A 25,036-nucleotide genomic window follows, 5' to 3' on the forward strand; every position below is an offset into this window, starting at 1 on the left:
GAGTCAAATACGTATTGCCTGTCCGGCACTGATTTTCGCCAGCATCTGCTGGCTTACCTGGCTAAGATCGACCACTTCGCTCACGCCACCCATATTGATGGCCTCGCGCGGCATGCCGAACACCACACAACTTGCTTCATTCTGCGCAATCGTCCAGGCGCCAGCCTGGTGCATTGCAAGCATTCCGGCGGCACCATCGTTGCCCATCCCCGTCAGGATCACCCCAACGGCGTTGCGCCCCGCATGTTTCGCCACCGAATGAAACAGCACATCCACCGACGGACGGTGCCGGTTGACCGGCGGTCCGTCATGAATTTTGATTTGATAGTTAGCGCCGCTGCGCGCCAGCTCCATATGCTTGTCGCCCGGGGCGATATAGGCATGTCCCGGGAGCACGCGCTCGCCGTCTTCCGCCTCCTTCACGCTGATCTGGCAAAGCTTGTTCAGGCGTTCGGCGAATGAACGGGTAAAGCCTGGTGGCATATGCTGAGTGATCAGAATACCCGGACTTGAAAGCGGCAATGGCTGGAGTACATGACGAATTGCCTCTGTTCCTCCGGTTGACGCCCCAATAACCAGCAGTTTTTCCGAGCTGAGTAAGGGACCGGCCTTCAGGGTCGCAGGCGCGGCCAATGGCGTATGGGCAGCAAGCTTCGCCCGCGACGCGGTGCGGATCTTCTCCGCGATCATTTCGCTGTAGGCCAGCATCCCTTCGCGAATGCCGAGCTGCGGTTTGGTGACAAAATCCACCGCCCCCAGCTCCAGCGCGCGCAGGGTGATTTCCGATCCTTTTCCGGTCAGGGAGGAGACCATCACCACCGGCATGGGCCGAAGCCGCATCAATTTTTCGAGGAAATCTATGCCATCCATGCGCGGCATCTCGACATCCAGCGTTAGCACGTCGGGGTTATATTTTTTAATTAAATCCCGCGCTACCAGAGGATCGGGCGCAGTCGCCACCATCTCCATGTCGCTGTGGCTATTGATAATTTCAGTCATGATCTGACGCATCAGCGCTGAATCATCGACAGACAACACCCTGATTTTACTCATGCTTTTTCCTTACTCAGCGCATATACCGTTTGCCCACGCAGGCTAAACTCACGCGCGAGGTTGCTGAAGTTTTCCGAGTGCCCGGCAAACAGTAAACCGTCAGGCTTGAGCAACGGAACAAACCGACGCAGAATGTCCTGTTGCGTCGTTTTATCAAAATAGATCATGACGTTACGGCAAAAAATGGCATCGAACGGCCCCGGCACGTTGTACTGCTTATCCAGCAGGTTAACGGGCGCGAATTCGACGCAGTTCGCCAGCTCCTGGCGTACGCGCACCAGGCCTTCATGCGGGCCCGTGCCGCGCATGAAATAACGCTGCAGCTGCTGCGGCGACAGCGTTTTCAGTTCATCCTGGCGATACACGCCGTTACGCGCCTTCTCCAGCACCTCGGTATCGATATCGCTGGCGTAGACTTTCCAGCGTCCGGGCGTCATGCCCAGGGTGTCAGCAAGGGTGATCGCCAGCGAGTACGGCTCTTCACCCGTCGAGGCGGCCGCGCTCCATACGCGATACTCCCCGGTGCGACGGCGGGCGTGCTCAGCCAGGACCGGGAAGTGGTGAGCTTCACGGAAAAACGCCGTCAGGTTGGTGGTTAACGAGTTAATAAAAGCCTGCCACTCTGCGCTGTTCTGGTTCGCTTCGAGCATGCTCAGATAGCGGCCAAAATCATCCAGCCCCAGCGTACGCAAGCGCCGCACCAGACGGTTGTAGACCATGTCCCGCTTATGATCCGCAAGCACGATCCCCGCACGCTGATAGATTAACTGACATATCCGACGAAAATGCGCGTCGGACAGCGCGAGGCGCTGTGTCATCTGCAACAATAATGACGTTTGCCCAGGGGGCATTGGTGATGTCATAGCGCCTTCTTAATTACATTCAGGATACAACTGGCACGGCCTGCGACCGCCCGACTTCTGTTACTGCTTCAACGTGCTCTTTCACATTAAATACCGCGACCAGTCCGGTCAGACGATCCGCCTGGCTGGCCAGCTGATCGGTTGCCGCTGCCGCTTCCTCAACTAACGAGGCGTTCTGTTGCGTCACCTGATCCATCTGGCTGACGGCCTGGGCAACCTGCTCAATCCCGCGACGCTGTTCATCCGACGCAGAGGCAATCTCGCCCATGATGTCGTTCACCCGCGTCACGGAGGTGACAATCTCGTGCATGGTTTTCGCCGCCGTATCCACAAGGGTTGAGCCCTGCTGAACGCGCGAAACCGACTCTTCGATCAGCACCTTAATCTCTTTCGCCGCGTTGGCGCTGCGGCTCGCCAGGTTACGCACCTCCCCCGCCACCACCGCAAACCCGCGCCCTTGCTCACCGGCGCGCGCCGCTTCCACGGCGGCATTCAGCGCCAGAATGTTGGTCTGGAACGCGATACCGTCAATCACGCTGATGATGTCGCCAATTTTCTGCGAGCTGGTAGCAATCTCCTGCATGGTGCTGGCGACATGGGACGCCTGGTCCCCGCCTTTCTTCGCCGTCATCGCCGCCTGTTTTGACAGGTCAGACGCCTGACGCGCGTTATCGGCGTTCTGGCCTACCGTCGCGGTTAACTGCTCCATGCTGGCCGCCGTCTGCGCCAGCGAGGCCGCCTGCTGCTCGGTGCGGGACGAGAGATCGTTGTTCCCCGCCGCAATCTCAGAGATCCCGGTGTGCATGGCATAGCTGCCCTGCCGCACGTCGCTCACCGTTTCCCGCAGCGATCCCTGCATCGCCTTCAGGCTGGCAAAGATCGCCGAAATTTCGTTCTTGCCGAACACCGCCACCGGACGCGCCAGGTCCCCTTTCGCAATGCTGTCGAAGTGGCTGCTGATAATCGCCAGCGGCTGCACAATCATTCTGCGCGACCAGAGCAGCGCCCCGCCGGTCAGCAGCCCTGCCAGGATCACCACCACGGCAAAGATGACGCCCGACATGTGATAGCTTTGACGGCTCTGGTCACCGGCACGCTGAACAGACTGGTTAATATCCTGCTGCCACGCGTTAAAGCTGCCGTCAAACGCCGCCTGCGAGGCCTGAACCGGTGCAGTCATAAAGTCCGAAAGCTGGTTGTTCTCAAGCCACGTCGCCTGGTGGTCCAGATCGCTGTACCACTGCTCAAAGTTCGTCTTCATGGCGGCCTTCAGCGCTTTCTCTTTCTCACTGTCGGCGGCCTGCGCCGTAAAGGCTTTAAACTGTGCGTCAGCCTGCTTCAGGCTGTCGCGCGCGGTCGCCATCAGCGCTTTAATGTCATCCGGCGGATAACTCAGCGCGGTTAAGGTTCCCGCCTTGTTCAGCGCAGTGCTTGCCTGCAACAGCACGGCACGCGTTTGTGCCAGTGCGGAGCGCTGCTGATTACTCGCCTCAACTTCCTGCAAATTCTGATAGCCATCGCGAAACGCCCAAAAAGACAACCCGTTACTGCCAACCTGCAACACACCGCAAAGGATCAGAATCAAAAACAGTGTGGTCGAGATACGAATACGATTTAACATCCACGCTCCCATCAAGCGGCAAGCAGCCGCGGTTTAATTGTCAGTCAAAATGTTTCCCAGTTTTCATCTTGTCCGGTCGTCGCGGTGCGCGTACGGTTTGCAGCCGATTCAGCGGCTGGCGCGCGATACGTCGCCTGCGGGGTGACCGAGTTTCCAGCGAGTGAAGCGAGACGAAACGCCGAGACGGCCATCTTCAGACGGCTCGCCTGGTCTTCCAGAGCAGCGGCCGCCGCAGCGGACTCCTGCACCAGCGCGGCGTTTTGCTGTGTCACGCGATCCATTTCCGATACCGCCAGGGCAACCTGGTCGATACCACGACTCTGCTCATCGGACGCAGAGGCGATTTCACCCATGATGTCCGTCACGCGGGTGACGGCATTCACGATGTCATTCATGGTCTCCCCGGCGCTTTCCACCAGCACGGAGCCGGTATCCACGCGGGAGACGGAATCTTCAATCAGCGACTTGATCTCTTTTGCCGCGTTGGCGCTGCGGCTGGCCAGGTTGCGTACTTCCCCGGCCACCACGGCAAACCCGCGCCCCTGTTCACCCGCGCGCGCCGCTTCCACGGCGGCGTTCAGCGCCAGAATGTTGGTCTGGAAGGCAATGCCGTCGATAACGCTGATGATGTCGGCGATTTTCTTCGAGCTGTCGGCGATTTCGTGCATGGTTTTCACCACGCCGTCCACCACGCGTCCGCCGCGCTGCGCCGTCTCGGAGGCGCTTTCCGCCAGCTGAGACGCCTGGCGGGCGTTATCGGCGTTCTGCTTCACGGTCGCGGTGAGCTGCTCCATGCTGGCGGCCGTCTCTTCCAGGGCGGACGCCTGCTGCTCGGTACGGGATGAGAGATCGTTATTCCCCATCGCAATTTCGCTGGTACCGGTGTAGATAGCCTCCGACCCGTTGCGCACGTTGGCGACGGTTTCGATTAACGAACGCTGCATATGGTCAACGCTGTTTGCCAGCTCGGTGATCTCATTGCGCCCGGAAACGGTCAGCGTTTTGGTCAGGTCACCGCCGGCAATTTCACGAATGTGGGCAATGACGCGGCCGAGAGGGTTCAGCAGGATATGGCGAATGCCGTACCAGACCGCGACCAGCACAATGACCAGCGCCAGCGCCATCACGGCCATCTGCCATTTCGCAAAGCGGTAGTCATTCTGGCTTGCCGTAAAGGCCGAGTGATAGAGATCGCCACTGACCTTCGCGTATTCCCCCAGCGCCGCGCCGAGTGCGTTTTGCATCCCCTGCGTTGGCTGCGCGAAATAGGCGTCCATGTTGCCGCTCTCCAGGAACTGAATCAGCTCTGTCAGGCCGGTATGGTAGGCATTGTATTTTTCATCGATATTCTGGCTCACCTGCTCCATAGCAGGCTGCGGGGCGATCTTTTTGAAGGCGTTGTAATGTTTCGCGGCGTCAGCGAGGGTGGCACGGGCATTTTTCAACAGATCGGTTTTCGCGCTGCTCTGCTGATTGTTGGGGTCCATCATCATGCGCGCGGACGAGCGGCTCAGGTTGATACGCGTTTGCAGCATCAGATCCCACGTCGACGTGAGTTCACTCTGCTGCAGGCGGAGATCGTTCGAGGCCGCGAAGCTGTCCTGGTTCTGTTTTAATGACGAGAAAAAAAGCCCGCCGGAGATGAGCTGAAGAAGTGCGAAAATGACCAGCACCATCATGAGCATTGTGACAACGCGGATACGGTTCAACATACAACACCTTCTCATAGATTTATTAACGGTGTTATCGGCACAGCCCACAGGAACTTTACATTTGCGAAAGGGAAAAGCGCGGGGTTAAAACGCCACGTCGACAATCAGCGTGTCGGTGTAGGTTCCGGCGGGCGGCGTGGCCTGATTGGTCAGGACTTTCGCGGTGTAGTTGTAGGTGCGCAGTAAACCGTCGGTACTGACCTGCGACGATACCGCGCTGGACCAGCGCTCGCTGCCGCTGCCGCCCCAACGGTTACCGGTGGCTTCCTTATAGATGTCGTAGCTCATGGCGTTGCTGCCGCTCACCATCCGCCGCACGTTGTTCAGCGCGTTGGCACCGTTATTAATGCCGATGGTATACGAACTTCCTTTGGTACAGGTGACGGCAATCGCCTGCGAGACGGTGGGGAAACTTTGCACCAGCGGCGCGCTGTTGAAGTTCACATCTGGCGTGGTCATGGCGCTGCAGTCGTTGGTGACGGTCATATCCAACAGGATGGTGGTTGTCGCGGTTCCCGTCTGATTGATTGTGCAAATGCCGAGCGCGCCCACGGAGCAGACGCTGTAGTTAATGCTGAAGGTTAACTGCACCTGATATGGCCCGGCAGTGACGTTTTGCCCGGCGACGGTGCGGAAATAGAGCGGAATGTTGTACTGCTTTGACCCCAGCAACCCCAGCAGGGTACTCCCGCTCCAGGTATACGATTTACTTATCTGTACCTCGCTGCTGCTCGCGCATCCCGATAACCCGCACAGCCGGGTGGGGATCACGTCCGTGATGGCCGCATTATCCGTGCGTTTCATCGTGGCCCGGCTGCTGCCCGAAACCGATGCCGCGGTGTAGGTCAGCGTTACCGAGTCGCTGGTCAGCAGATTCAGCACGGCATCGCAGGCCACCACCAGCGTGCCGGTGGTTTGAACTTCTCCGGTACCGCTAAGCGCGAACGAGGTGACGCTGCCAAACGACGCATTAACCGTAGTGACGGTACACGCCGCCCAGCCGCCGCCGGAGAATAGCAGCAGGATGAATAGCAGCAGGCGCGTCATGGCTCCTCCCGGCAAACCAGCGGCCCGTAGGTTTTCAACTTATGCTCCGGATTGGCCCCCACGGTCAGGGTAGTCTTACAGCGCCTCCCGTCAGGTGCGATCACCTCCAGCGGGTTCACATCGCTGAGATTTTCCAGCCAGGCGATGCCGTCGTACCCCACCACCGCATTGCTGCGCGAGGCGCGTCGAACCTGGCTTCCCACCGGCAACGCCTTCCCGCGCGCGTCATGCAGAATAACGCTGGCCACCCGCTCCTGCTCCATCGGGAAATCGACCAGATAGCCGCTGTGACGCCGAATCGCGATCCGCCGCTCGGTCTCTTTCAGACGGGTATCCGCCGGCAGATTCAAAGTATCAATCCGGTAGCTTGCCGGGTAATACGCCGACACCCCGCTGACCAGCAGGTAGCCGTTGTTATTGGTTTTACCGACGGGCTGGTTCTCATAGCTGACGGGCACGTCCGGGTGGCCGTCGGTACTGATGACCACAAAAGCATCGTTGATCTTATTCGCCGCGAACAGCTCGCCGTCCATCAGCACAACGGCGCCCATCGCCTCGCCCCACCAGGTCATGGCATCCCTTTCGCCATAGCCGCCGCCCTGCAGCTCGATGTTGTTATTACGCCAGCCCAGCGTACCCTGTTGATAATCACTGGATCTTGACTGGTTGGCCCAGGCCATGTTCCAGCTGAACCCACCGTCAGAAGGCATGGAGTGGTTGTAGTTAATGCGCTGGGTACTGCCTGCATCCGGGGTGTTTTCAACGGTGACGGCAGCGCTGTCGCGCGCCCCCAGCGGCACCTGCAGCGACAGCGCGACCGTCCAGTCTCCCCGCTGCCGATCCCGGCTGCCGGCCAGGTAAATGCTGCTCGCTCCCCACAGGTTTCGGCTCCAGGAGAGATTGAGCAGCTCGGTTTTTTGGCTGTCAAAACTCTCCACGCCGATCCAGGCCGCACCAATGTTGCCGTACCGTCCCAGATTGAAGGTCAGCGAATACTGGTCCGTATTACGGCTAAAGCTGGCGATGGGCTTATCGTTTTCGTCATACACCGTCGGCTGATCGTAAAGGGCCAGATTGCCAAAGCCGCGGTCGCGACGCGTGTGCTGGGTGGCGACGCTAAACTCGCTGGTACTGTACTGGTAACCCCAGTTGATTTGCCCACCCGTATCACCGCGCATGCGGCTTTGCGAGTAAGAGGTATTCACCACGCCAAACTGGCCGAGTTTTATCACCGTCCCCGCGCCGCCCAGCGCCAGCTCCTGCGCCCCTTCCGCGTGGCCCTCGAGGGTTAGCCAGTCCGTCATTCCGTAGCGATACGAGCCGCTGCCGGCTGCCGGACCGTAGTCAAAATTCTTGATACCGTAATTACGCCGCAGGCTGCCGAGCGTCACGGCGCCGTCGCTCAGCCCTTGTTTCAGCAGGTCGCTGGTGACGTAAAACGGTAGCGTGGTGCTTACCTGGCGCCCCAGCGCATCCGTCGTGACCAGCACCGCATCCCCGGCGCCGTTGATATAGGGCAGATTAGTCAGGGTGAAAGGCCCCGGCTGAAGCTGGGTTGAGCCGGAGCGATAGCCGTTGATAAAGAGATCGACCGAAGTGGGTACCGCGGCTTCCCCCGCGAACTCGGGCAGCGGCCATGTCACCAGGTCAGGACGCAGGGAGAAATCCCGCCCGACGCTTATCCCCCCCATCCGCACGCTGGAGCTCCAGCTCAGGGCATCGCTGATCACGTCCCCGGCGCTCCAGCTCATCGCGTCATCTTCGTTGGTGAACAGCAGGGTCGTGTCATAGCGGACATACCCTTCCTGCTGGCCGTCGTTACCGGTGAAATTTTCCCGCGCGTAACCGGTCGAGGAAAACGAGCCGTTTTCGTTGAAGTAGCGGAACTCATGCCAGATCGACGCCTGACCGCCGATATGTTCCGTGTGGTTGGTGTAGAGATCGTAATTCAGCAGCGCCCCGCGCCCGTAATGCGGTTTGGCCTGCGCCGCTTGCGCGCTGAAAGGCGTCACGCGGGCCGTTACCCAGTCGCGGGGAACGTTAAGCAGCAGGCGCTGCGCGGCGCTGTCGTACTCCACCCGAACCTGAGCAAGCGAGGAGAGATTTACCTCGCCGGTGGGAACGTGCGCCGGGGGCAGCCCCGCGCGCAGCAAATCGGCGCTGGAGATAAAGAAAGCGCCTTTACGCTGCGTCACGGGCACGACCAGGCCGGTGTCGTAGTGATTGACCACGATGGCCAGCTGGAAAACCGCTTCATCATTTATCGCCTGTGCCTGGGGAGGCGGCGGTAAACTGTCGTCGCCGGGCCCGGCCAGGGTCGCGGAACTGACGCATAGCAGTATCATCATCGCCGGCTTCAGTTGACGGGCGTCGACTGCCATTGTGCGTCCCTGGCATTAATCTGCGCGCTCATCCGCTCTGGCTGACGAACGCCAGCGGGTATGGGCCAGCTGCGGGTGCTGCCCGGCAGAACGTAACCCAGCAATCCTTCCGCCACCGTGCGTTTCTGACCTCCCTGCTCCAGCGCCACCTGGCTCAGCCTGACGTGGACATCACCCCGATTTTTGACCTCCAGCGCAGGCTTCCCCTCCGCCTGCGTCACTCGCCAGCTCAGGTTTTGGGTCTCCGCCAGCGCGTGATGCGCGCCCTCTTTGATGGTCGGGATCCCCTGCCCATACACGAACAGAGGGATGGAGTAACGCATCTGCAATTTGAGGCCGATGGTGGGTTCGGCTTTGGCATCAGGCTGGGGGATTTCATCGACGATAATGCGATAGGCTTGTTCGACCCCGGCGGGAACCGAAGCCTGTTTGATAAGGCGAATAAGCTGCTTGCTGCCTGTGCCAATCGTGACGATGGGCGGGCTGGCGACCACGTCCTGCTGTGCGGTATAGCGCTCGTGTCCGTCCTCCTGCTTCCAGCGCACGATGCGGACCTGCATCGTCGTGGCGCTGTTTCCCTGGTTCTGGATCCACAGTTCCGTGGCGTTGGCATCTGCAGCAAGCCAGGGATCGATGGGCCAGAGCAGGATGGTGGCCGCCGCCTGCGCCTGGCCAGCAACCGCCATTCCCAACGCGCCCGCCAGACAAACCGGTCTGAAAAATGGCTTCATCAACACTCTCCCTTTATTACCATGACAAGGTCACGGTGAGCTGATCGGAATAGGTTCCCGCCGGGCTAAACCCGGTCAGTAGCGCCACGCCAAAAAGCGGCAGCGCGATGTTATTGCTGTTGGTATAGGTCACCGCTATCGCCTGGTTGACGCCAATTTCGCTGTTCGCGGCCAGCGAGCTGCTGCTGTAGAGCCGGTATGGCACCACGTCGGCGCCGTTCGCACGCTTCATGCGGCGAACGGATGAATAATTTTGACCGCCATTAATGCTCATGCTCAGCGCCACGCCTGGCGTACAGGCAATTGACAACGCCCCGTTTGGCACAAAGCTGGTGCTCACCGGCGCGCTCTCGACGCCGTTATGGCTGCCAAAATCCAGCGTACCGAGAAGCCCTCCGCTACCGGTGGCCACCGCGCATCCCGGCACAATTGTCGCGCTGACCTTAAACGACTGGGATGTCACCGCATCCGCCGTGGGCATCGTGAGCAATCCGACGATCAGCGCGAAAAAAGGCTGCACGCGTCCCTCTGCGCGTTTGCGCAGACCTGTGAGAGATGCCTTCATGGCGGTTCGGGACTAGTAGGTGACGCTGACGTTAATCGTGTCGGTGTAGGTTCCCGGAACGACCGTCACGCTGTTACCGCCGCCGGTAATCCGTCCGTAGAGGGTGTAACTGTCCACCCCTCCGGCTGTAGACGCGATCGGCAGCGCGGCGTTATTGGCAATCACGGTGTTAAACCCGCTGTCGCTGTACAGGCTGTAGGCCACGCCCTGTGCCGCGTTGGCCGTATTCACCAGATAGCGTTCAGGCGTGCCCGGCGAACCGACAACCGAGCCGGGCGCGGTGGAGTGGGTATTACCGGTGATCGCGACCGTATAGCTGGCGGTCGTACATTGAATGGTGAAGGTGTTTCCGCCGCTGGCGCCGCTCAGCTGCGTCGTAAGCGTGGAAAAGGTTGCCGGATGGGTACCGAAGTCGAGCGTACCGAAGTTAATGCCACTCTGCGCGGGCGAGCCGTTTATCAGACACCCGTTTGTCAGCGTCAGCGTTGCACCGATGGTGCCGCTGCTGGTGACGGCCAGCGCCTGATGGGCCGTTGTCGCAGCCAGTAAGGTGCCTGCGCAGATCAAAAGAAGTTTTCTTTTCATTTACCACCCTCCAGAAGACGTCTCCGTTCCCTTGCCACATTTTATTTTTGTCGTTCAAGATGTTAGCCCCGCTTAACGTTCCTCTGAGGGGGTTATTGAGAATTTAGTTTACGGATATCGCTTCGACCACCCGACCCTTAACGCATAAGGCATATGTCTTATTGACTCAACTTTTTTATAAATAACAGAAAGTTAATTTAATTCAGGCAGCAATTTCATTCTATCCGGGGAGAATATATCCATTAAAGTGTGACGACGATCACAATATATCGTCAGCGCATTAACAACAAAATTAATAAAAATTAAAAAGGAGTTGTATCCCCCTACACTTTGCGTCAATTTATGTGCCGAATAATTTCCCGTATCGTAATAAAAAATTTATATGTATCGACGCGGGCTACATCTGAAGCGCATAGAGGGTCTTTTTTCGTGGCAAGTGCAAACAAACTCACACTCTTCATCGTGATATTCATGCTGGCGGGTATTCTTTCAGGGGCAGCAATTCATGAGTATGCATCTGCGGATGCCATCACAGCCTGGTCGGATAATATTACCCTTCTGACCGATATTTTCCTCCGCCTGATCAAAATGGTCATTGCACCGTTGGTCTTCAGCACGCTCACCGTCGGCATTATGAAGCTGGGCGAAACCTCCACCATTGGCCGCGTTGGCGGAAAAGCGATGGTGTGGTTTATCAGCTCATCCGTGCTCTCTATTCTGGTGGGCCTGTTCATCGTCACGCTGGAGCATCCGGGAAGCGGTCTGAACCTGACGGTTCCGACAGAAGCGGTGGATACCGGCCTGGCCGTTGGCGGCATGACGCTGAAAGCGTTCCTGTCGCATACCATTCCGACCAGTATCGCGGGGGCGATGTCGAACAATGAGATCCTGCAGATTGTGGTGTTCTCGATGTTCTTCGGCATCGGCGGCGCGTCGCTGGGACAGAAATTCAACGCGCCGCTGGTGGCCGCGCTGGATGTGGTTTCCCATATCATGCTGAAGGTAACGGGTTACGTGATGTACGTTGCTCCGCTGGCCATTTTCGCGGCGATTTCATCCGTCATTGCCACGCAAGGTCTCGGCATTCTGCTGAACTACGCCTCCTTTATTGGCGGCTACTATGTTGCCATTCTTCTCACCTGCATGGTGCTGCTGGCCGTGGGCTACATGGTGCTGAAAAAAGAGGTGTTTCGCCTGGTCAGCATGCTGAAAGATCCGGTCCTGGTGGCGTTTACCACCAGCAGCTCTGAAGCCGCCTACCCGAAAACGCTGGAGCAGCTGGAGCGCTTCGGCTGCTCGCGCAACATCGCCTCTTTCGTTCTGCCGATTGGCTACTCCTTCAACCTGGTGGGTTCGATGGTGTACTGCTCTTTCGCCTCGATGTTTATCGCTCAGGCGTACAACATTCACCTGAGCTTCTCTGAAGTGACGGTGCTGATGCTGACCCTGATGCTGGCGTCGAAAGGGATTGCCGGCGTACCGCGTTCTTCACTGGTGGTGCTGGCAGCAACCATTCCGAGCTTTAATATTCCGGTGGCGGGTATTCTGCTGCTGATGGGGATCGACCACTTCCTGGACATGGGCCGTTCCGCAATTAACGTGCTGGGCAATGGTATTGCGACCGCGATGCTGTCACAGAATGAAGGCGCGCGGGAAGCGGAAGCTGAAGCTGAGCTGGTAAAGCAGGAAGCGTAAGGTGAAAAAAAGGGTGAGGCCTGATTCCCTCACCCCTGCCCTCTCCCACAGGCAGAGGGAGTAAACACAAAAAACGGCAACCTGGGTTGCCGTTTTGCATTTTCCTACGCTACGTGACTCACGGCGATATCCAGCAGCGCCATCTCATCGCTGTTCAGCAGCTTCTCGATGTTCACCAGAATCAGCATACGCTCGCCGAGCGCGCCCAGGCCGGTCAGGTATTCGGTCGACAGCGTGACCGCAAACTCCGGCGCAGGACGAATTTGGTCAGAGGTCAGGGAAAGCACATCAGATACGCCGTCCACCACGATACCTACCACGCGCTGCCCCAGATTCAGAACGATCACCACGGTGTTGTCGTCGTAGTCAACGTCGCCCTGGCTGAACTTCACGCGCAGGTCCACGATTGGCACAATGACGCCACGCAGGTTGGTGACACCTTTAATAAAAGCAGGCGTGTTAGCGATGCGGGTAACCTGGTCGTAACCACGGATTTCCTGCACTTTCAGGATATCGATGCCGTACTCCTCATCGCCTAAAGTGAATACCAGGAATTCCTGCCCTGATGGCTCGCCCGCCAGTTTCGTTACATTACTCATACCGGTCATGTTATTACCTTCTACTTAATCAGGCGGCTGTGTACGCCACACGTTGTTCACGATTTAATCCCTGAAGCGCCGACACATCGACGATCAGCGCCACGCTACCATCACCCAGAATGGTGGCGGCAGAAATACCCGGCACTTTGCGGTAGTTGCTTTCGAGGTTCTTCACTACCACCTGGTGCTGACCAATCAGCTGATCGACCAGCAGCGCGTAGCGACGGCCCGCGCTTTGCAGGATCACAACGATGCCCTGCGTGGCCTCTGTCTTCGCCCCGTCCACTTCGAACACTTTCCACAGCTCAACCAGCGGCAGGTACTCACCGCGCACTTCGAGGACGCGCTCGCCGCCCGCCAGCGGATGCAGATCTTCTTCACGCGGCTGCAGGGATTCCATTACGGCGTTCAGCGGCAGGATAAAGACTTCGTCCGCCACTTTGACTGACATGCCGTCGAGGATCGCCAGCGTCAGCGGCAGCAGAATGCGAATGGTGGTGCCGGAACCCTGTTTAGACTGGATCTCAACGTGGCCGCCCATCTCCTGGATGTTACGTTTCACCACGTCCATGCCCACACCGCGTCCGGACACGTCGGTCACCTGCTCTGCGGTAGAGAAGCCCGGCGCGAAGATGAGCATGCCCACTTCTTCGTCGGTCATGTTTTCATTGACCGCCATCCCCTGCGAAATCGCTTTTGCCAGGATGCGCTCGCGGTTAAGCCCCGCGCCGTCATCGGTCACTTCGATGCAGATGTTCCCGCCCTGGTGTTCCGCAGAGAGGATCAGGTTGCCGACCGGCGATTTTCCGGCGGCAATGCGGTTTTCCGGCAGTTCGATACCGTGGTCGAGGCTGTTACGCACCAGGTGCGTTAACGGGTCGATAATGCGCTCGATCAGGCTTTTATCCAGTTCGGTTGAGCTGCCCATCAGGGTCAGTTCAATCTGTTTATTCAGCTTGCTGGCAAGGTCGCGAACCAGACGCGGGAAGCGGCTGAAGACATATTCCATCGGCATCATACGGATGGACATGACCGATTCCTGCAGGTCGCGGGCGTTACGCTGCAGCTGGCCCATGCTGGTGATCAGATCGCCGTGCGTGACCGGGTCCAGTTCGTTAGAACGCTGGGCCAGCATCGACTGGGTGATCACCAGTTCGCCCACCAGGTTAATCAGCTGGTCGACCTTCTCAACGGCAACGCGGATACTGGTTGACTCGCTGGAGCGCGCAGCAGGTTTCTCACCACGGCCAGGTGCCGCGGCCTCTTTTGGCACCGCCTTCAGCGCCGGAGCCGCAGGAGCCACAGCCGGTGCGGCGGCCTGAGCGACAACGGCCACCTCTTCCGCAGCGGCAGGGGCGTCAACCGCGGCCGTTTCGGTTTCGAAGGCGATCTGGTCAGCTTCAATCACAAAGCACAGTACCGCCACGATATCGTCCTGGCCAATACCGTCATCAAGCGTCGCGGCAAGGCTGTCTTTGCCTTTTACCACGTTGCTTAACTTCGCCAGGTTACCCAGCTCTTCTTCCAGCAGGTTAACTTCACTCTCTTTTAGGCGTGACAGCACAACGCGCAGTTTTCCCGCTTGTGCAGCGGCTGGCGCGGCCTCGTCGGCAGCCACCGCATCGACAACGCTCAGTTTCGCCGCAGGGACAACGGCTGCAGCGACTTCACCTTTTGCTTCCAGGGCGAGCTGGCGCAGCGCATTGCAGATGTATTCAAAGCTGGCGGCATCAGGCTCTGCCGAACTTTTATAGGCGTCGAGCTGTTCCTGCATAATATCTTTGGTTTCCAAAAACAGGTTGATAATGTCGGTATTGAGCTGCATCTCACCGCGTCGTGCTTCATCAAGCAGGTTTTCCATTAAATGGGTCGTTTCCTGCAGGATGGTAAATCCAAACGTTCCGGCTCCGCCTTTAATAGAGTGCGCCGCACGGAAGATGGCATTGAGCTGCTCGGAGTCCGGTGCTTCGGGCACCAAATCGAGCAAATGTTGCTCCATATCGGCCAACAATTCGTCGGCTTCATCAAAGAATGTCTGGTAAAAATCGCTAATATCCATGCTCACGCTATCACCTCGGATTGGCTGGTGGCGATGTTGGAACGGCAGCCGAAGGAACGGCCCCAGGCTGTTTTAAATCGTCCAGTGACTCATTCTGACTTTCGGCGTTTTCATGCAGGATGGCCTGCTCCGCCTGCTGGTTCAGCACTAAAAGACTGATACGACGGTTGATGGCATCATCCGGCCCGCGGTCGGAAACGCGCATGGTTGCGGCCATGCCGACTACGCGCAGTACCTTGCCATCATCAAGCCCACCTACCACCAGCTCGCGACGCGAGGCGTTGGCACGATCGGCAGAAAGCTCCCAGTTGCTGTATCCCTTCTCCCCACTGGCGTACGGGAAATCATCCGTGTGTCCTGACAGGCTGATTCGGTTAGGAATACCGTTCAGCACCGGTGCAATGGCTCGCAGAATATCGCGCATGTACGGTTCGACTTCCGCACTTCCGGTTTTAAACATTGGGCGGTTCTGGCTGTCGATAATCTGAATACGCAGCCCTTCCTGCACCAGGTCAATCTTCAGATGCGGGCGCAGCGCGCGCAGCTTCGGATCCGCTTCAATCAACTGATCGAGATCGCCCCGCAGTTTCTTCAGACGCGCCTGCTCCATCTTTCTTTTCAGCTCGTCGATGTTCGGCTCTTTTTTCACCTCACCCTTCTGCTGGGTGTAATCATCGCCGCCGCCCGGGATCGGGCTTTCGCTGTTAGAGATACGCGGCCCACCGGCCACCGCCGTTGCCAGCGGCGTTCGGAAATATTCGGCAATCTGGATCAGTTCTTTTGGGCTGGAGATGGAGATCAGCCACATCACCAGAAAGAACGCCATCATTGCGGTCATAAAGTCGGCGTACGCAATTTTCCACGAGCCGTGTGCACCATGCCCGCCGCCCTTGTGCTTGCGTTTTTTTACGATGACGATCGGATGGGACTGGTTTTTCATGCGTCCTCAGTTGTCGTCTGTTGGTTTGGGTTTTTCACCGCACGCACGTGTTCTTCAAGCTCGATAAACGACGGACGCTCGCTGGAGTAAAGCGTTTTACGGCCAAACTCAACCGCGATCGGTGGCGCGTAACCGTTGAGGTTAGAGAGCAGCGTGATCTTCACGCACTGCATCATTTTGGTGGTTTCCGCGCTCTTCTGGCGCAGAACGCTCGCCAGCGGAGAGATGAAGCCGTACGCCAGCAAAATACCGAGGAAAGTCCCCACCATCGCATGGGCAATCAGCGCGCCCAGTTCGGCTGCCGGACGGTCTGCCGAGGCCAGGGCGTGAACCACGCCCATTACCGCGGCAACGATACCGAATGCCGGAAGCGAGTCGCCGACCAGCGCCAGGCTGTTGGCCGGCACTTCAGATTCGCTTTCGTGGGTTTCGATCTCTTCGTCCATCAGCGCTTCGATTTCGAAGGTATTCATGTTGCCGCTGATGATGAGTCGCAGATAGTCGACGATGAAATCCAGCATCATGGCATCAGCAAGAATTCGCGGATAGCTGGCAAAAATTTCGCTCTCTTTCGGGTTTTCAATATCCCGTTCAAGCGAGAACATGCCCTGCTGACGCGACTTCGCCATCAGGCGATAGAGCAGTGCCAGCAGATCCATATACATGCTTTTGGTGTATTTCGAGCGACGGAACAGCAACGGAATCGCTTTCAGCGTGCCCTTGATCGATTTACCGTTGTTACCAACGATAAAAGCCCCTACCCCTGCGCCGCCGATGATAATAAGTTCAGCCGGTTGATAGAGTGCTCCAAGGTGCCCGCCGGTCATCATGTAACCGCCGAAAACTGTACCGAGAACTACCAGGTAACCTAATAAGATAAGCACGACATCATCCTTCCGCTAGTGACTATGGCAAGGACGTCCAGCTCGCAGCGTTTACCGTTTGCGGGGTAAAAAAAAGCAGCGGTAATTGCTTACCGCTGCTGGAATCTTTCCCACACGTTCGGGTTAAACAGCTTGTTCGATCTGTTCATCCAGCAGTTGTGGAATAATATCGGCAGCATCCCGGGAAAGTTTACGTCTTTTTACTGCGCGGGATGGAGGCTGACATAAACTACAGGCGAAGCTGCCTGCAGGTTGATGAGCATGGGTAATAAAATTGCCGTCGCAGCAGTTGCAGCGCGACAGTTCAAGCATTCCGCTCTCAACAAAACGCACCAGCGTCCATGCGCGGGTCAGCGCCAGCAGAGGGCCTTCTTCCTGCTGTGGGCATTGTTCAAGGTAAAGTTTGTACGCTTTGATCACGGCGTCAACGCCGCTACACAAACCGGTTTTGAGAAGATACTGCCAGGCATTACAGAACATGGAAGCATGAATATTCTGCTCCCACGTCATAAACCAGTCGGTAGAAAACGGCAGCATGCCTTTCGGCGGGGGACTACCACGTAACTCTTTGTACAGTTTGATGAGACGACCACGGCTCAGCTGAGTCTCGCTTTCCAGCATTTGTAAACGAGCACCCAGTGTAATCAGCTCCATGGCCAACTGTATGTCACGCGCTTCCTGAACAATGCTTTTCTCGCTCATTGCTAGGCCCTTTTCTTACGGGCTACGTCATCAGGCTGGCTGATTTCGTTAAGCAAGCGAGTGGAAAGAAGAATACCGGTATGGATCTGTTGAAGATCGTCCACACGGGATTCCTGCGTCAGACGCGTTATTGTCTGTGAATCATCGAAACGGAACTGGCAAACCAGTTGATTCGTTTCAGCCAGTTTAACCATCTGCGGGAGGGTTAAGCCGCCCAGCATGGTTGCCATTTCTTCGTTAATACCCAGACGAAACATCGCGGACGCCTTGTCCTGACTAATCAAACGCTGCGCGAGCAGTAAATACGACAAATTGATGTCATAGATATGTTTTAGCAACTCGGATGTATGCATTGTTCCCATCCCGAATAACCAACTATTATTTTTATGCGGAAAGACCGCACCCCGTGATGTCGCCGGGAAATCACCCGGTATAAAAAAGAAAAGGCTAAATGCATAGTTGAATTTAGGTTTGTATTCACTGAAACCGTAAGAGAGAAACCGCGAATGCGTCTCTTACATGATTTATCATTTCTTACAAATAACTAAGATTTTTCCTAATTCGACGCAAACTCTACTCGTCAGTTTTGACACATACAATCCAGCCACCCTCAAATTTAAAAAAAATGTGATCCACGTCACACAATTTAAGTGAATATGACCCATAAATCCATCAGTATGACTTGTAATTTGTTCAAAATTTGGCCAATCGGTACTGTTTTGTATTCTTAATTGACGAATACTCATGCAGAAGGGTGATCCGAACTGGCATGCAACGTGCTTTCCCAGCCGTAAGCGCCGCGCGGAAACATTTACAACAACCCCCTCTTCGGGAAACATTTTTCTTACCGTGAAAAAACATATAGTTATGCAGATAGCACAAAAAAGATGTTTCAGGACGTGATCATTCGAAATGAGTTTGTAACGGGTCAAAACGATTTAACAGTCAAGGCGTGAATTTGTGTGATTTACGTTAAGTTGTTAATTTTTTTCATTTAGGCGCATTTTTCAGTTATTCTTCTTATAAGAATAATTAATGAATAATTATGATAAGCTTCACACTAATGTCGTAATCTGCTCTTGCAGAACCGGAGATTTCGCGGTAAAGGTGGTTAAACGCTGTCTTTCAGACATCCAAGGAGTGCGCCATGAGTTACTCCCATCTTCTTGTTTCCGTTGCAGTTTCCCCCGAAAGCCATCAGCTCGTCGCTCGGGCAGTTTCCATTGCCAGACCTCACAATGCCCGCATCAGCCTCATCACGCTCGCCGCAGAGCCAGAGATGTATAATCAGCTGGCCGCCCCCATGCTGGAGGATATTCGCGAGGTACTGCAGGAAGAAACGCAGCAATTTCTGCGCGAATTAGTGGAAAAGGCACAATATCCTGTTTATGAGACCGTTATTGCGACCGGGGAACTGAACGCCCATATTCTCGATATGTGTCGTAAACAAAATATTGATTTAGTAATTTGCGGGAACCATAACCGCAGCTTTTTATCGCGGGCAGCCTGCGCGGCGAAATCTATTGTCGCGTCGAGCCAGGTCGATGTGCTGTTAGTGCCGCTTGGGGGGCATTAACCCCCCAGCAGTAAATCAGGCGAGTTTAGGGAAGGTCGCGATCTTTTTTTGCAGATCGCCTTCATGACTTTGCGGAGCGATATCCCGGAGATCCTGAATAAAACGCGCCTGCCAGTGGTTAATATCGTTCTTCTGGATCGTCTCCATCATGTCAGCATGACGGGAAATGCGTTCCGTGAGCGGCATTGTCAGGGCACGATTCAGCGCGTTCGCCACGTCATCCCTGTCGTAAGGGTTAACGATGAGCGCCGACGTGAGCTCATTTGCGGCTCCGGCAAACTGGGAAAGCACCAGAACACCCGGGTCGGCAGGATCCTGGGCCGCCACATACTCTTTCGCCACCAGGTTCATCCCGTCGCGCAGCGGCGTGACCAGCCCAACGTCCGCATAGCGGAAGACTTTCATCAGGATCTTACGGTCAAAGTGCTGATTCAGGTAAAACAGCGGCGTCCAGCCCAGCTGGCCGTAGCGGCCATTAATGCGCCCTGCTTCTGTCTCCAGCTGATGGCGAATATCCTGATAGGCCTGAACCTCACCGCGCGACGTCGGCGCAATCTGGGTATAGCGAATTTTCCCGTGATGCTGCGGGTATTTATCCAGCAGCGTTTCATACGCCAGGAAGCGTTCCGGCAGCCCTTTGGAATAATCAAGACGCTCAACCGAGAAGATATTTTTCACGTGCTTGAGTTCATTCTTAAGCTGCGCCAGCTTCGGCGGCAGCGGGCCGGAAGCCTGCTCCGCGATTTCGTCAGGTTCAATCCCTATTGGATAGACCTCGGTGTGGAAGGTTTTTCCCCACGCCGTATGGGTTTTCCCGCCTTTGGTCACCAGACGCGCTTTGCCAGACACGGAGTCAAGGAACGCGAGGCGGTCATTTTCGGTCTGGAAGCCCAGCAAATCGTAATCACACAGCGCCTCCAGCAGCTCTTCATGCGGCGGCAGCGCGGTAAAAATTTCCGGCGTCGGGAACGGGATGTGCAGGAAGAAGCCAATCCGGTTATTCACCCCCCTCTTTCGCAGCTCTCTCGCGAAGGGCAACAGGTGATAATCGTGGATCCATAAAATATCGTCTTCTTCTATTAATGGCAGCAGTTTATCCGCCAGCAGCGCATTCACGCGCGAGTAGCCTTCGAAGGATTCACGCTGGAATTTGACCAGGTCAAGACGATAGTGGAACGCAGGCCACAGGACGGCATTTGAGAACTGCGAGTAATACTCGTCATAGTCTTTCTCTTTCAATGCAAATGAAGCCCACGTAATGTTTCCGCGCGTCACCTTTTTGAGCGGTTTCTCTTCTTCACTGATTTCTCCACTCCAGCCAAACCACAGCCCGCCAGCGGCTTTTAAGGCACCTAACACCCCTACCGCCAGGCCACCCGCGCTGGCTTTTTTATCGTCAGGCGGTGCGATTCGGTTAGAGACGACGACTAAGCGACCCATAATGGTTTCCCCCTTTGCTTTGCGCTATTTGTTGTTGTTGCTGGTTAGCGATGTCAGATATCCACTGCCAGACGCTGGCGACATCCGCCAGTCGCCATTCGGCAACGGTGTCACCAGGCCCCACCTTGACGGCGATCCCTCCGGCCTGATTCACCACGCGAAACCCGGCCTCGTCGGTCAGGTCATCCCCAATGAAAACGGGCGTTCGCCCTTTGAAAGGCGGCGACGCCATAAACGCGGCGATGGCCGCGCCTTTATTAATCCCTTTCGGTTTTAACTCCACGACACATTTGCCGGGCTGCAACGCCAGCTGTGGATGGGCATCCGCTACCGTCTGAGCCAGCGCAAGCACGGCCTCCTCATGCTGCGGCGCCTGACGATAATGCAGGGCAAAGGCCATGCCTTTGGCTTCCAGCTCGGTGCCAGGCAGCGCTTCCAGCGCAGCAGAAAGCTGCTTCTGGAGCGTTTGCGTGAGTGCGTCAGGGAGTGAAACGATATGCGTGTGATCATGGATGTCGCGGCGCTCCGCTCCGTGTACACCGGCCAGCGGAAAGTGGTAAGGACTGGCGAGCATATCCAGCTCGGCCATTGAGCGCCCTGATATCAATGCCAGTGCTCCCTCGTTCATGAGCGAGAGCTGATGCAAATCCTGTAACACCGCATCCGGAATAGACACCTGGTCAGGGTGCGGTTTTATCCCGGCGAGCGTGCCGTCGAGATCGAAAAAGAAAGCATAGTGTCCGGGCAGTACAGGCGGTGCGGTTAACATGTCAGCCACCCTTTTCCTCCTTACGGTTTACGAGAGGTAAACGCCTTTACCTCTTTCATAGCCATGTAAGTATAGACAGTGTGACGTCGCTCGCCATTTGACAACCGCCCCGCCAGTAAAACTGGCGGGGCGGTTAAGGGGGCAACTATGGTTATAAGTTGAGCAATAAAAGACGGGAAAAAGAGTTACAGGGTACGCTTCGCTTTTTGCTTGTAACGGTCGAAAATCACCGCTGCCAGCAGGATCAGACCACGAACCACGTACTGCGAGAACGGCGAAATGTTCAGCAGGTTCATGGCGTTCTCCACCGTGCCTAAAATCAGGATACCGGCCACCACATATGAGATTTTTCCGATGCCGCCCTTGAGGGAAACGCCCCCTAAAACGCAGGCCGAAATGACGATCAGTTCGTAGCCAATAGAGGTCATCGGCTGGCCGCTGGTCATACGCGAAGCCAGGATAATCCCCGCGGCGGCAGAAACCAGCCCTGAGAGCACGAAGATAATAATCTTGGTTCGCACCACCGGCACCCCGGCCAGACGGGCGGCCTCTTCGTTACCGCCAATCGCCAGGGTATTGCGGCCAAAGGTGGTCCGGTTGAGCAGGAAGCCGAACAAGATCAGGCAGGCCACGGTCAGCCAGATTGGCGCAGGCAGCCCCAGCCAGTTGGCGTAACCCAGCGTAAAGAAGCGCTCGTCTTCAATCCCCACCGCTTTACCGTCGGAGATGATATAGGCCAGCCCGCGGACAATTTGCATCGTCGCAAGCGTGGTGATCAGAGCGTTAATCTTCAGGCGTGCGATAACAAACCCGTTCACCAGACCGCTGATGACGCCGAGTAGCAGACCGGCGAGAACGCCAATCCACAGGCTCTCCGTCATGTTGATCACCACTGCCGTCGTGACGCCCGCACAGGCAATCACCGACGCCACCGACAGGTCAAAATCGCCAGAGGCCAGGCAGAACAGCATCCCGCAGGCCACCATCCCGGACATGGAAATGGCCAGCCCCAGCCCCTTCATATTAATGAAGGTGGCAAAGTTAGGAACAAAGATCGCGCAGGCGAGGAACAGCGCGGCAAAGACCACCAGCATGCCGTACTGATCCCAGATACGTCCAAAACTCAGCGCCGACTTCGACTTCGGCGCTCCGGATGTAGTAACAGAGGACATCATTAACTCCTTACTCAGGCGACAGCCTGGCTGACTTTAGGCATGGCGAGGTTCAACGCCTGTTGTTCATTCGCCTGTTCATGAAGCAATTCACCGGCAATTTCGCCTTCACGCATCACCACAATGCGGTCGGCCACGCCAAGCACCTCCGGCAGATCGCTGGAGGCGAAGAGCACCGCCACGCCGCGTTTTGCCAGCTCATAGATCACGTTATAAATCTCGTGTTTTGCCCCCACATCGATACCGCGCGTCGGCTCGTCGAGCAAAATGACCTTCATATCTTCCGACAGCCAGCGGCCTAAAATCGCCTTCTGCTGGTTTCCGCCTGACAGATTCATGATCAGCTGTTCCGGGCCCGGCGTTTTAATATTCAGCGAGCGAATATGGTGGTCGGCGTTGCTCGACTCCCAGCCATCGTTTATCAGGCAGCCTGCGCGAATAAACTTGCGGCGAGCGGAAATATTGATGTTGTCGCGTACCGAATGTACCGGAATAATCCCCTCAGCTTTACGGTCTTCCGGGCAGAGCATCATGCCCGCCCTGATCGCGTGGGCCGGTTTCTGGATATCGACCCGTTCACCGTCAATAAAAACCTGCCCTTCGGTAATACGAGTACCGCCGAACAGGCCTTTCATTAATTCACTGCGCCCCGCCCCCACCAGGCCAAACAGGCCGACTATTTCGCCGCTGCGAACCGATAACGAAATCGGCGTACGCACGCCCGGCGCTTTGACGTTGCCCAGGCGCAGGCGTTCAGGACCGTACTGACGCGGCTGCCAGTGATAAATATCACCCAGCTCGCGTCCAACCATCGCCTGAACAAGCTGGTCATGGTTAACCTGCTGCATGTCGGTAAAGGTGCGCACATAGCGCCCATCTTTAAAGACGGTGATGGCGTCGCTCAGGGCAAATATCTCTTCCATGCGGTGCGAGACATACAAAATCGTACGGCCTTCCTGACGCAATTCGCGGATCACGCGGAACAGATTTTCAATTTCACGCGCAGAGAGCGAACTGGTGGGCTCATCGAAGGCGATAATTCTGGCGTTACGCGCCAGCGCCTTGGCAATTTCAACCATCTGCCACTGGCCGATGGAGAGATATTTCAGCGGCGTCTGGGGATCGACGTCCAGACCCAGGTGTTTAAGCTGCAGCCCCGCTTCATAATTAAGTAGCGAACGATTTACCACGCCGCCTTTGTGCGGAAGCTGACCTAAATAGATGTTTTCCGCCACGGTCATCTCAGGAATGAGGTGCAGCTCCTGATAGATGATCGCAACCCCGGCATTGAGCGCCGCCGTGGTATCGGCAAACGCCACCTCTTCGCCGCGAATGGCCAGCGTGCCGGTCGTAGGCGCGTAGTTGCCGCTGAGGATCTTCAACAGCGTGGATTTCCCCGCGCCGTTTTCCCCCATCAGGGCGTGGACCTGGCCGGCATAGCAGTCGAAGCTGATATCGGTCAGCGCGTTAACACCGGGGAAAGTTTTCCCGATGCCGCGAAAAGAGAGATACGGATCAGACTGTCGCATAACGTCTCCGTGATTCCTGTAGTGTGTACGTCTGGCCCCTCACGATGCATGAGGGGCACAATCACAGCGTATTACTTACCGCCCAGCCCTTTTTTCGCCAGCTCCTCTTTGAAGTTGTCGCGGGTAATCAGCACCACGTCGGTCACTTCGGTAAATTTCGGCGGTTCGGCCCCTTTGGTTACCCAGTTGTAGAGCATCTCACTGGATTTGTAGCCGTGAACGTCCGGGCTCGGTAGCAGAGAACCATAGAAGCCGGTAGCCTGCGCTTTGGACAACTCGCTGACGGCGTCAACGCCGTTGATGCCAATCCCGATCACGTCAGGCGCTTTGAAGCCCTGGCCTTCCGTCGCGCGTACCCCGCCCAGCACGGTGTTGTCGTTCATGCCGACCACCAGCCAGTGTTTGACCTCCGGATGCTGTACCAGCATAGAGTTCGCGGCGTCGAAAGCGCCCGGGATATCGTTGGATTTGGTTGGGACTTTATAGATCTGTTTTTCCGGGAAGCCGGCCGCTTTCAGCGCGTCCATTGAGCCGGTAGTACGACGGCGTGCGGTGTCCAGTTCGTCAGCCGTGATAGCCATTACCGCGGTCTCTTTGACATCCCAGCCGCGCTTTTGCATCTCTTTATAGAGTTCCTGTCCCTGACGTTCGCCGATTTTGGTCGCCGCCATCATGACCAGCGGGACGGTGTCCATCGGCTTGCCTTTGGCGTTAACGAACTGATCGTCAACCGCGATGACCTTCATATCGTAACCGCGCGCTTTCGCCGCGATTGCCGACCCCAGCTTTGGATCCGGGGTACAGATAACGAAACCTTTTGCACCGCTGGCCGCCAGGCTGTCGATGGCGTTCAGGGTTTTTTCGCCGTCAGGCACGGCGATTTTAATGACTTCAAAACCTAAATCTTTCCCGGCTTTATCTGCGAATTTCCACTCAGTCTGGAACCAGGGCTCTTCGGGCTGTTTTACCAAAAAACCGAGTTTTAAATTCTCAGCGATAGCGGATTGTGACATAACGGCAGCCAGACCGATGGCCGCCAGCGCTTTAGTAAATTTGTGCATGGTAAACTCCAGCTTTAGCATTCTTTTCTGTAGGGAATAAGTGCGTGCTTCT

Annotated in this window: 22 protein-coding genes; 2 read left to right on the forward strand and 20 right to left on the reverse strand. The window is 56.5% G+C overall.

Annotated features, from left to right (window positions below; all coding sequences use genetic code 11):
• Positions 1-3: 3 nt before the first annotated feature.
• The 9 genes from ACZ6J2_RS05070 to ACZ6J2_RS05110 all read right to left on the reverse strand — a co-directional run bounded on the left by ACZ6J2_RS05070 (position 4) and on the right by ACZ6J2_RS05110 (position 10,558).
• Positions 4-1,053, reverse strand: a complete 1,050-nt coding sequence (locus ACZ6J2_RS05070) for a protein-glutamate methylesterase/protein-glutamine glutaminase (protein WP_023312252.1) — start codon at positions 1,051-1,053, stop codon at positions 4-6.
• A complete protein-coding gene (cheR, locus tag ACZ6J2_RS05075) occupies positions 1,050-1,916 on the reverse strand; it encodes a protein-glutamate O-methyltransferase CheR (protein ID WP_023312253.1) in 867 nt (288 codons plus the stop codon). Before cheR ends, ACZ6J2_RS05070 begins: the two co-directional genes overlap by 4 nt.
• Before the next feature lie 19 nt (positions 1,917-1,935).
• Positions 1,936-3,537, reverse strand: coding sequence for a methyl-accepting chemotaxis protein IV (gene tap / locus ACZ6J2_RS05080; protein WP_023312254.1), 1,602 nt, complete (start codon positions 3,535-3,537; stop codon positions 1,936-1,938).
• A gap of 44 nt (positions 3,538-3,581) precedes the next feature.
• Positions 3,582-5,249 carry a methyl-accepting chemotaxis protein II gene (gene tar, locus ACZ6J2_RS05085; RefSeq protein WP_471725013.1) on the reverse strand — a complete coding sequence of 556 codons (1,668 nt, stop codon included), beginning with the start codon at positions 5,247-5,249 and terminating at the stop codon, positions 3,582-3,584.
• A gap of 84 nt (positions 5,250-5,333) precedes the next feature.
• Entirely contained in the window at positions 5,334-6,296 is a 963-nt protein-coding gene (locus ACZ6J2_RS05090) for a Csu type fimbrial protein (protein ID WP_471725014.1), read from the reverse strand.
• Positions 6,293-8,677, reverse strand: a complete 2,385-nt coding sequence (locus ACZ6J2_RS05095) for a fimbria/pilus outer membrane usher protein (RefSeq protein ID WP_471725015.1) — start codon at positions 8,675-8,677, stop codon at positions 6,293-6,295. The genes ACZ6J2_RS05090 and ACZ6J2_RS05095 overlap by 4 nt, the downstream gene beginning before the upstream one ends.
• The gene (locus tag ACZ6J2_RS05100) at positions 8,653-9,408 is read right to left on the reverse strand and encodes a fimbrial biogenesis chaperone (protein WP_471725016.1); all 756 of its coding nucleotides are present in this window, start codon (positions 9,406-9,408) and stop codon (positions 8,653-8,655) included. Before ACZ6J2_RS05100 ends, ACZ6J2_RS05095 begins: the two co-directional genes overlap by 25 nt.
• A 16-nt stretch (positions 9,409-9,424) precedes the next feature.
• Complete coding sequence (locus ACZ6J2_RS05105; RefSeq protein WP_047061108.1) at positions 9,425-9,973, reverse strand: Csu type fimbrial protein; 549 nt, start codon at positions 9,971-9,973, stop codon at positions 9,425-9,427.
• A 12-nt stretch (positions 9,974-9,985) separates the two neighbouring features.
• Entirely contained in the window at positions 9,986-10,558 is a 573-nt protein-coding gene (locus tag ACZ6J2_RS05110; protein WP_023312260.1) for a Csu type fimbrial protein, read from the reverse strand.
• 429 nt (positions 10,559-10,987) lie between these two features.
• Between ACZ6J2_RS05110 and ACZ6J2_RS05115 the strand changes: the two genes are divergently transcribed.
• Complete coding sequence (locus tag ACZ6J2_RS05115) at positions 10,988-12,253, forward strand: dicarboxylate/amino acid:cation symporter (RefSeq protein WP_039263672.1); 1,266 nt, start codon at positions 10,988-10,990, stop codon at positions 12,251-12,253.
• Positions 12,254-12,357: 104 nt separating this feature from the next.
• On the opposite strand, the gene cheW is transcribed toward ACZ6J2_RS05115, so the two are convergent.
• The 6 genes from cheW to flhD all read right to left on the reverse strand — a co-directional run bounded on the left by cheW (position 12,358) and on the right by flhD (position 17,790).
• Complete coding sequence (cheW, locus tag ACZ6J2_RS05120) at positions 12,358-12,861, reverse strand: chemotaxis protein CheW (RefSeq protein ID WP_471725019.1); 504 nt, start codon at positions 12,859-12,861, stop codon at positions 12,358-12,360.
• 19 nt (positions 12,862-12,880) lie between these two features.
• Positions 12,881-14,917: a chemotaxis protein CheA gene (gene cheA, locus ACZ6J2_RS05125; protein ID WP_029741332.1), complete on the reverse strand. Its 2,037-nt coding sequence runs from the start codon at positions 14,915-14,917 to the stop codon at positions 12,881-12,883.
• A 4-nt stretch (positions 14,918-14,921) separates the two neighbouring features.
• Entirely contained in the window at positions 14,922-15,851 is a 930-nt protein-coding gene (motB, locus tag ACZ6J2_RS05130; protein ID WP_032658606.1) for a flagellar motor protein MotB, read from the reverse strand.
• Entirely contained in the window at positions 15,848-16,735 is an 888-nt protein-coding gene (gene motA, locus ACZ6J2_RS05135) for a flagellar motor stator protein MotA (protein ID WP_008500417.1), read from the reverse strand. The genes motB and motA overlap by 4 nt, the downstream gene beginning before the upstream one ends.
• A gap of 123 nt (positions 16,736-16,858) precedes the next feature.
• Positions 16,859-17,437, reverse strand: a complete 579-nt coding sequence (flhC, locus tag ACZ6J2_RS05140; RefSeq protein ID WP_013096051.1) for a flagellar transcriptional regulator FlhC — start codon at positions 17,435-17,437, stop codon at positions 16,859-16,861.
• Positions 17,438-17,439: 2 nt separating this feature from the next.
• Positions 17,440-17,790, reverse strand: coding sequence for a flagellar transcriptional regulator FlhD (gene flhD, locus ACZ6J2_RS05145; protein WP_008500415.1), 351 nt, complete (start codon positions 17,788-17,790; stop codon positions 17,440-17,442).
• 794 nt (positions 17,791-18,584) lie between these two features.
• Here flhD and uspC point away from each other — a divergent pair.
• Positions 18,585-19,013: a universal stress protein UspC gene (gene uspC, locus ACZ6J2_RS05150; protein WP_471725022.1), complete on the forward strand. Its 429-nt coding sequence runs from the start codon at positions 18,585-18,587 to the stop codon at positions 19,011-19,013.
• A 15-nt stretch (positions 19,014-19,028) separates the two neighbouring features.
• Here uspC and otsA read toward each other — a convergent pair whose 3' ends face one another.
• The 5 genes from otsA to araF all read right to left on the reverse strand — a co-directional run bounded on the left by otsA (position 19,029) and on the right by araF (position 24,984).
• Positions 19,029-20,453 carry an alpha,alpha-trehalose-phosphate synthase gene (otsA, locus tag ACZ6J2_RS05155; protein ID WP_471725024.1) on the reverse strand — a complete coding sequence of 475 codons (1,425 nt, stop codon included), beginning with the start codon at positions 20,451-20,453 and terminating at the stop codon, positions 19,029-19,031.
• Positions 20,428-21,231 carry a trehalose-phosphatase gene (gene otsB, locus ACZ6J2_RS05160; RefSeq protein ID WP_126795846.1) on the reverse strand — a complete coding sequence of 268 codons (804 nt, stop codon included), beginning with the start codon at positions 21,229-21,231 and terminating at the stop codon, positions 20,428-20,430. Before otsB ends, otsA begins: the two co-directional genes overlap by 26 nt.
• Before the next feature lie 176 nt (positions 21,232-21,407).
• Positions 21,408-22,394, reverse strand: a complete 987-nt coding sequence (gene araH / locus ACZ6J2_RS05165; protein WP_029742191.1) for an L-arabinose ABC transporter permease AraH — start codon at positions 22,392-22,394, stop codon at positions 21,408-21,410.
• Positions 22,395-22,408: 14 nt separating this feature from the next.
• Entirely contained in the window at positions 22,409-23,923 is a 1,515-nt protein-coding gene (gene araG, locus ACZ6J2_RS05170; protein ID WP_471725025.1) for an L-arabinose ABC transporter ATP-binding protein AraG, read from the reverse strand.
• 71 nt (positions 23,924-23,994) lie between these two features.
• Positions 23,995-24,984: an arabinose ABC transporter substrate-binding protein AraF gene (araF, locus tag ACZ6J2_RS05175; RefSeq protein ID WP_003859687.1), complete on the reverse strand. Its 990-nt coding sequence runs from the start codon at positions 24,982-24,984 to the stop codon at positions 23,995-23,997.
• Between the last annotated feature and the right edge of the window lie 52 nt (positions 24,985-25,036).

Source organism: Enterobacter sp. E14S, assembly GCF_055666685.1.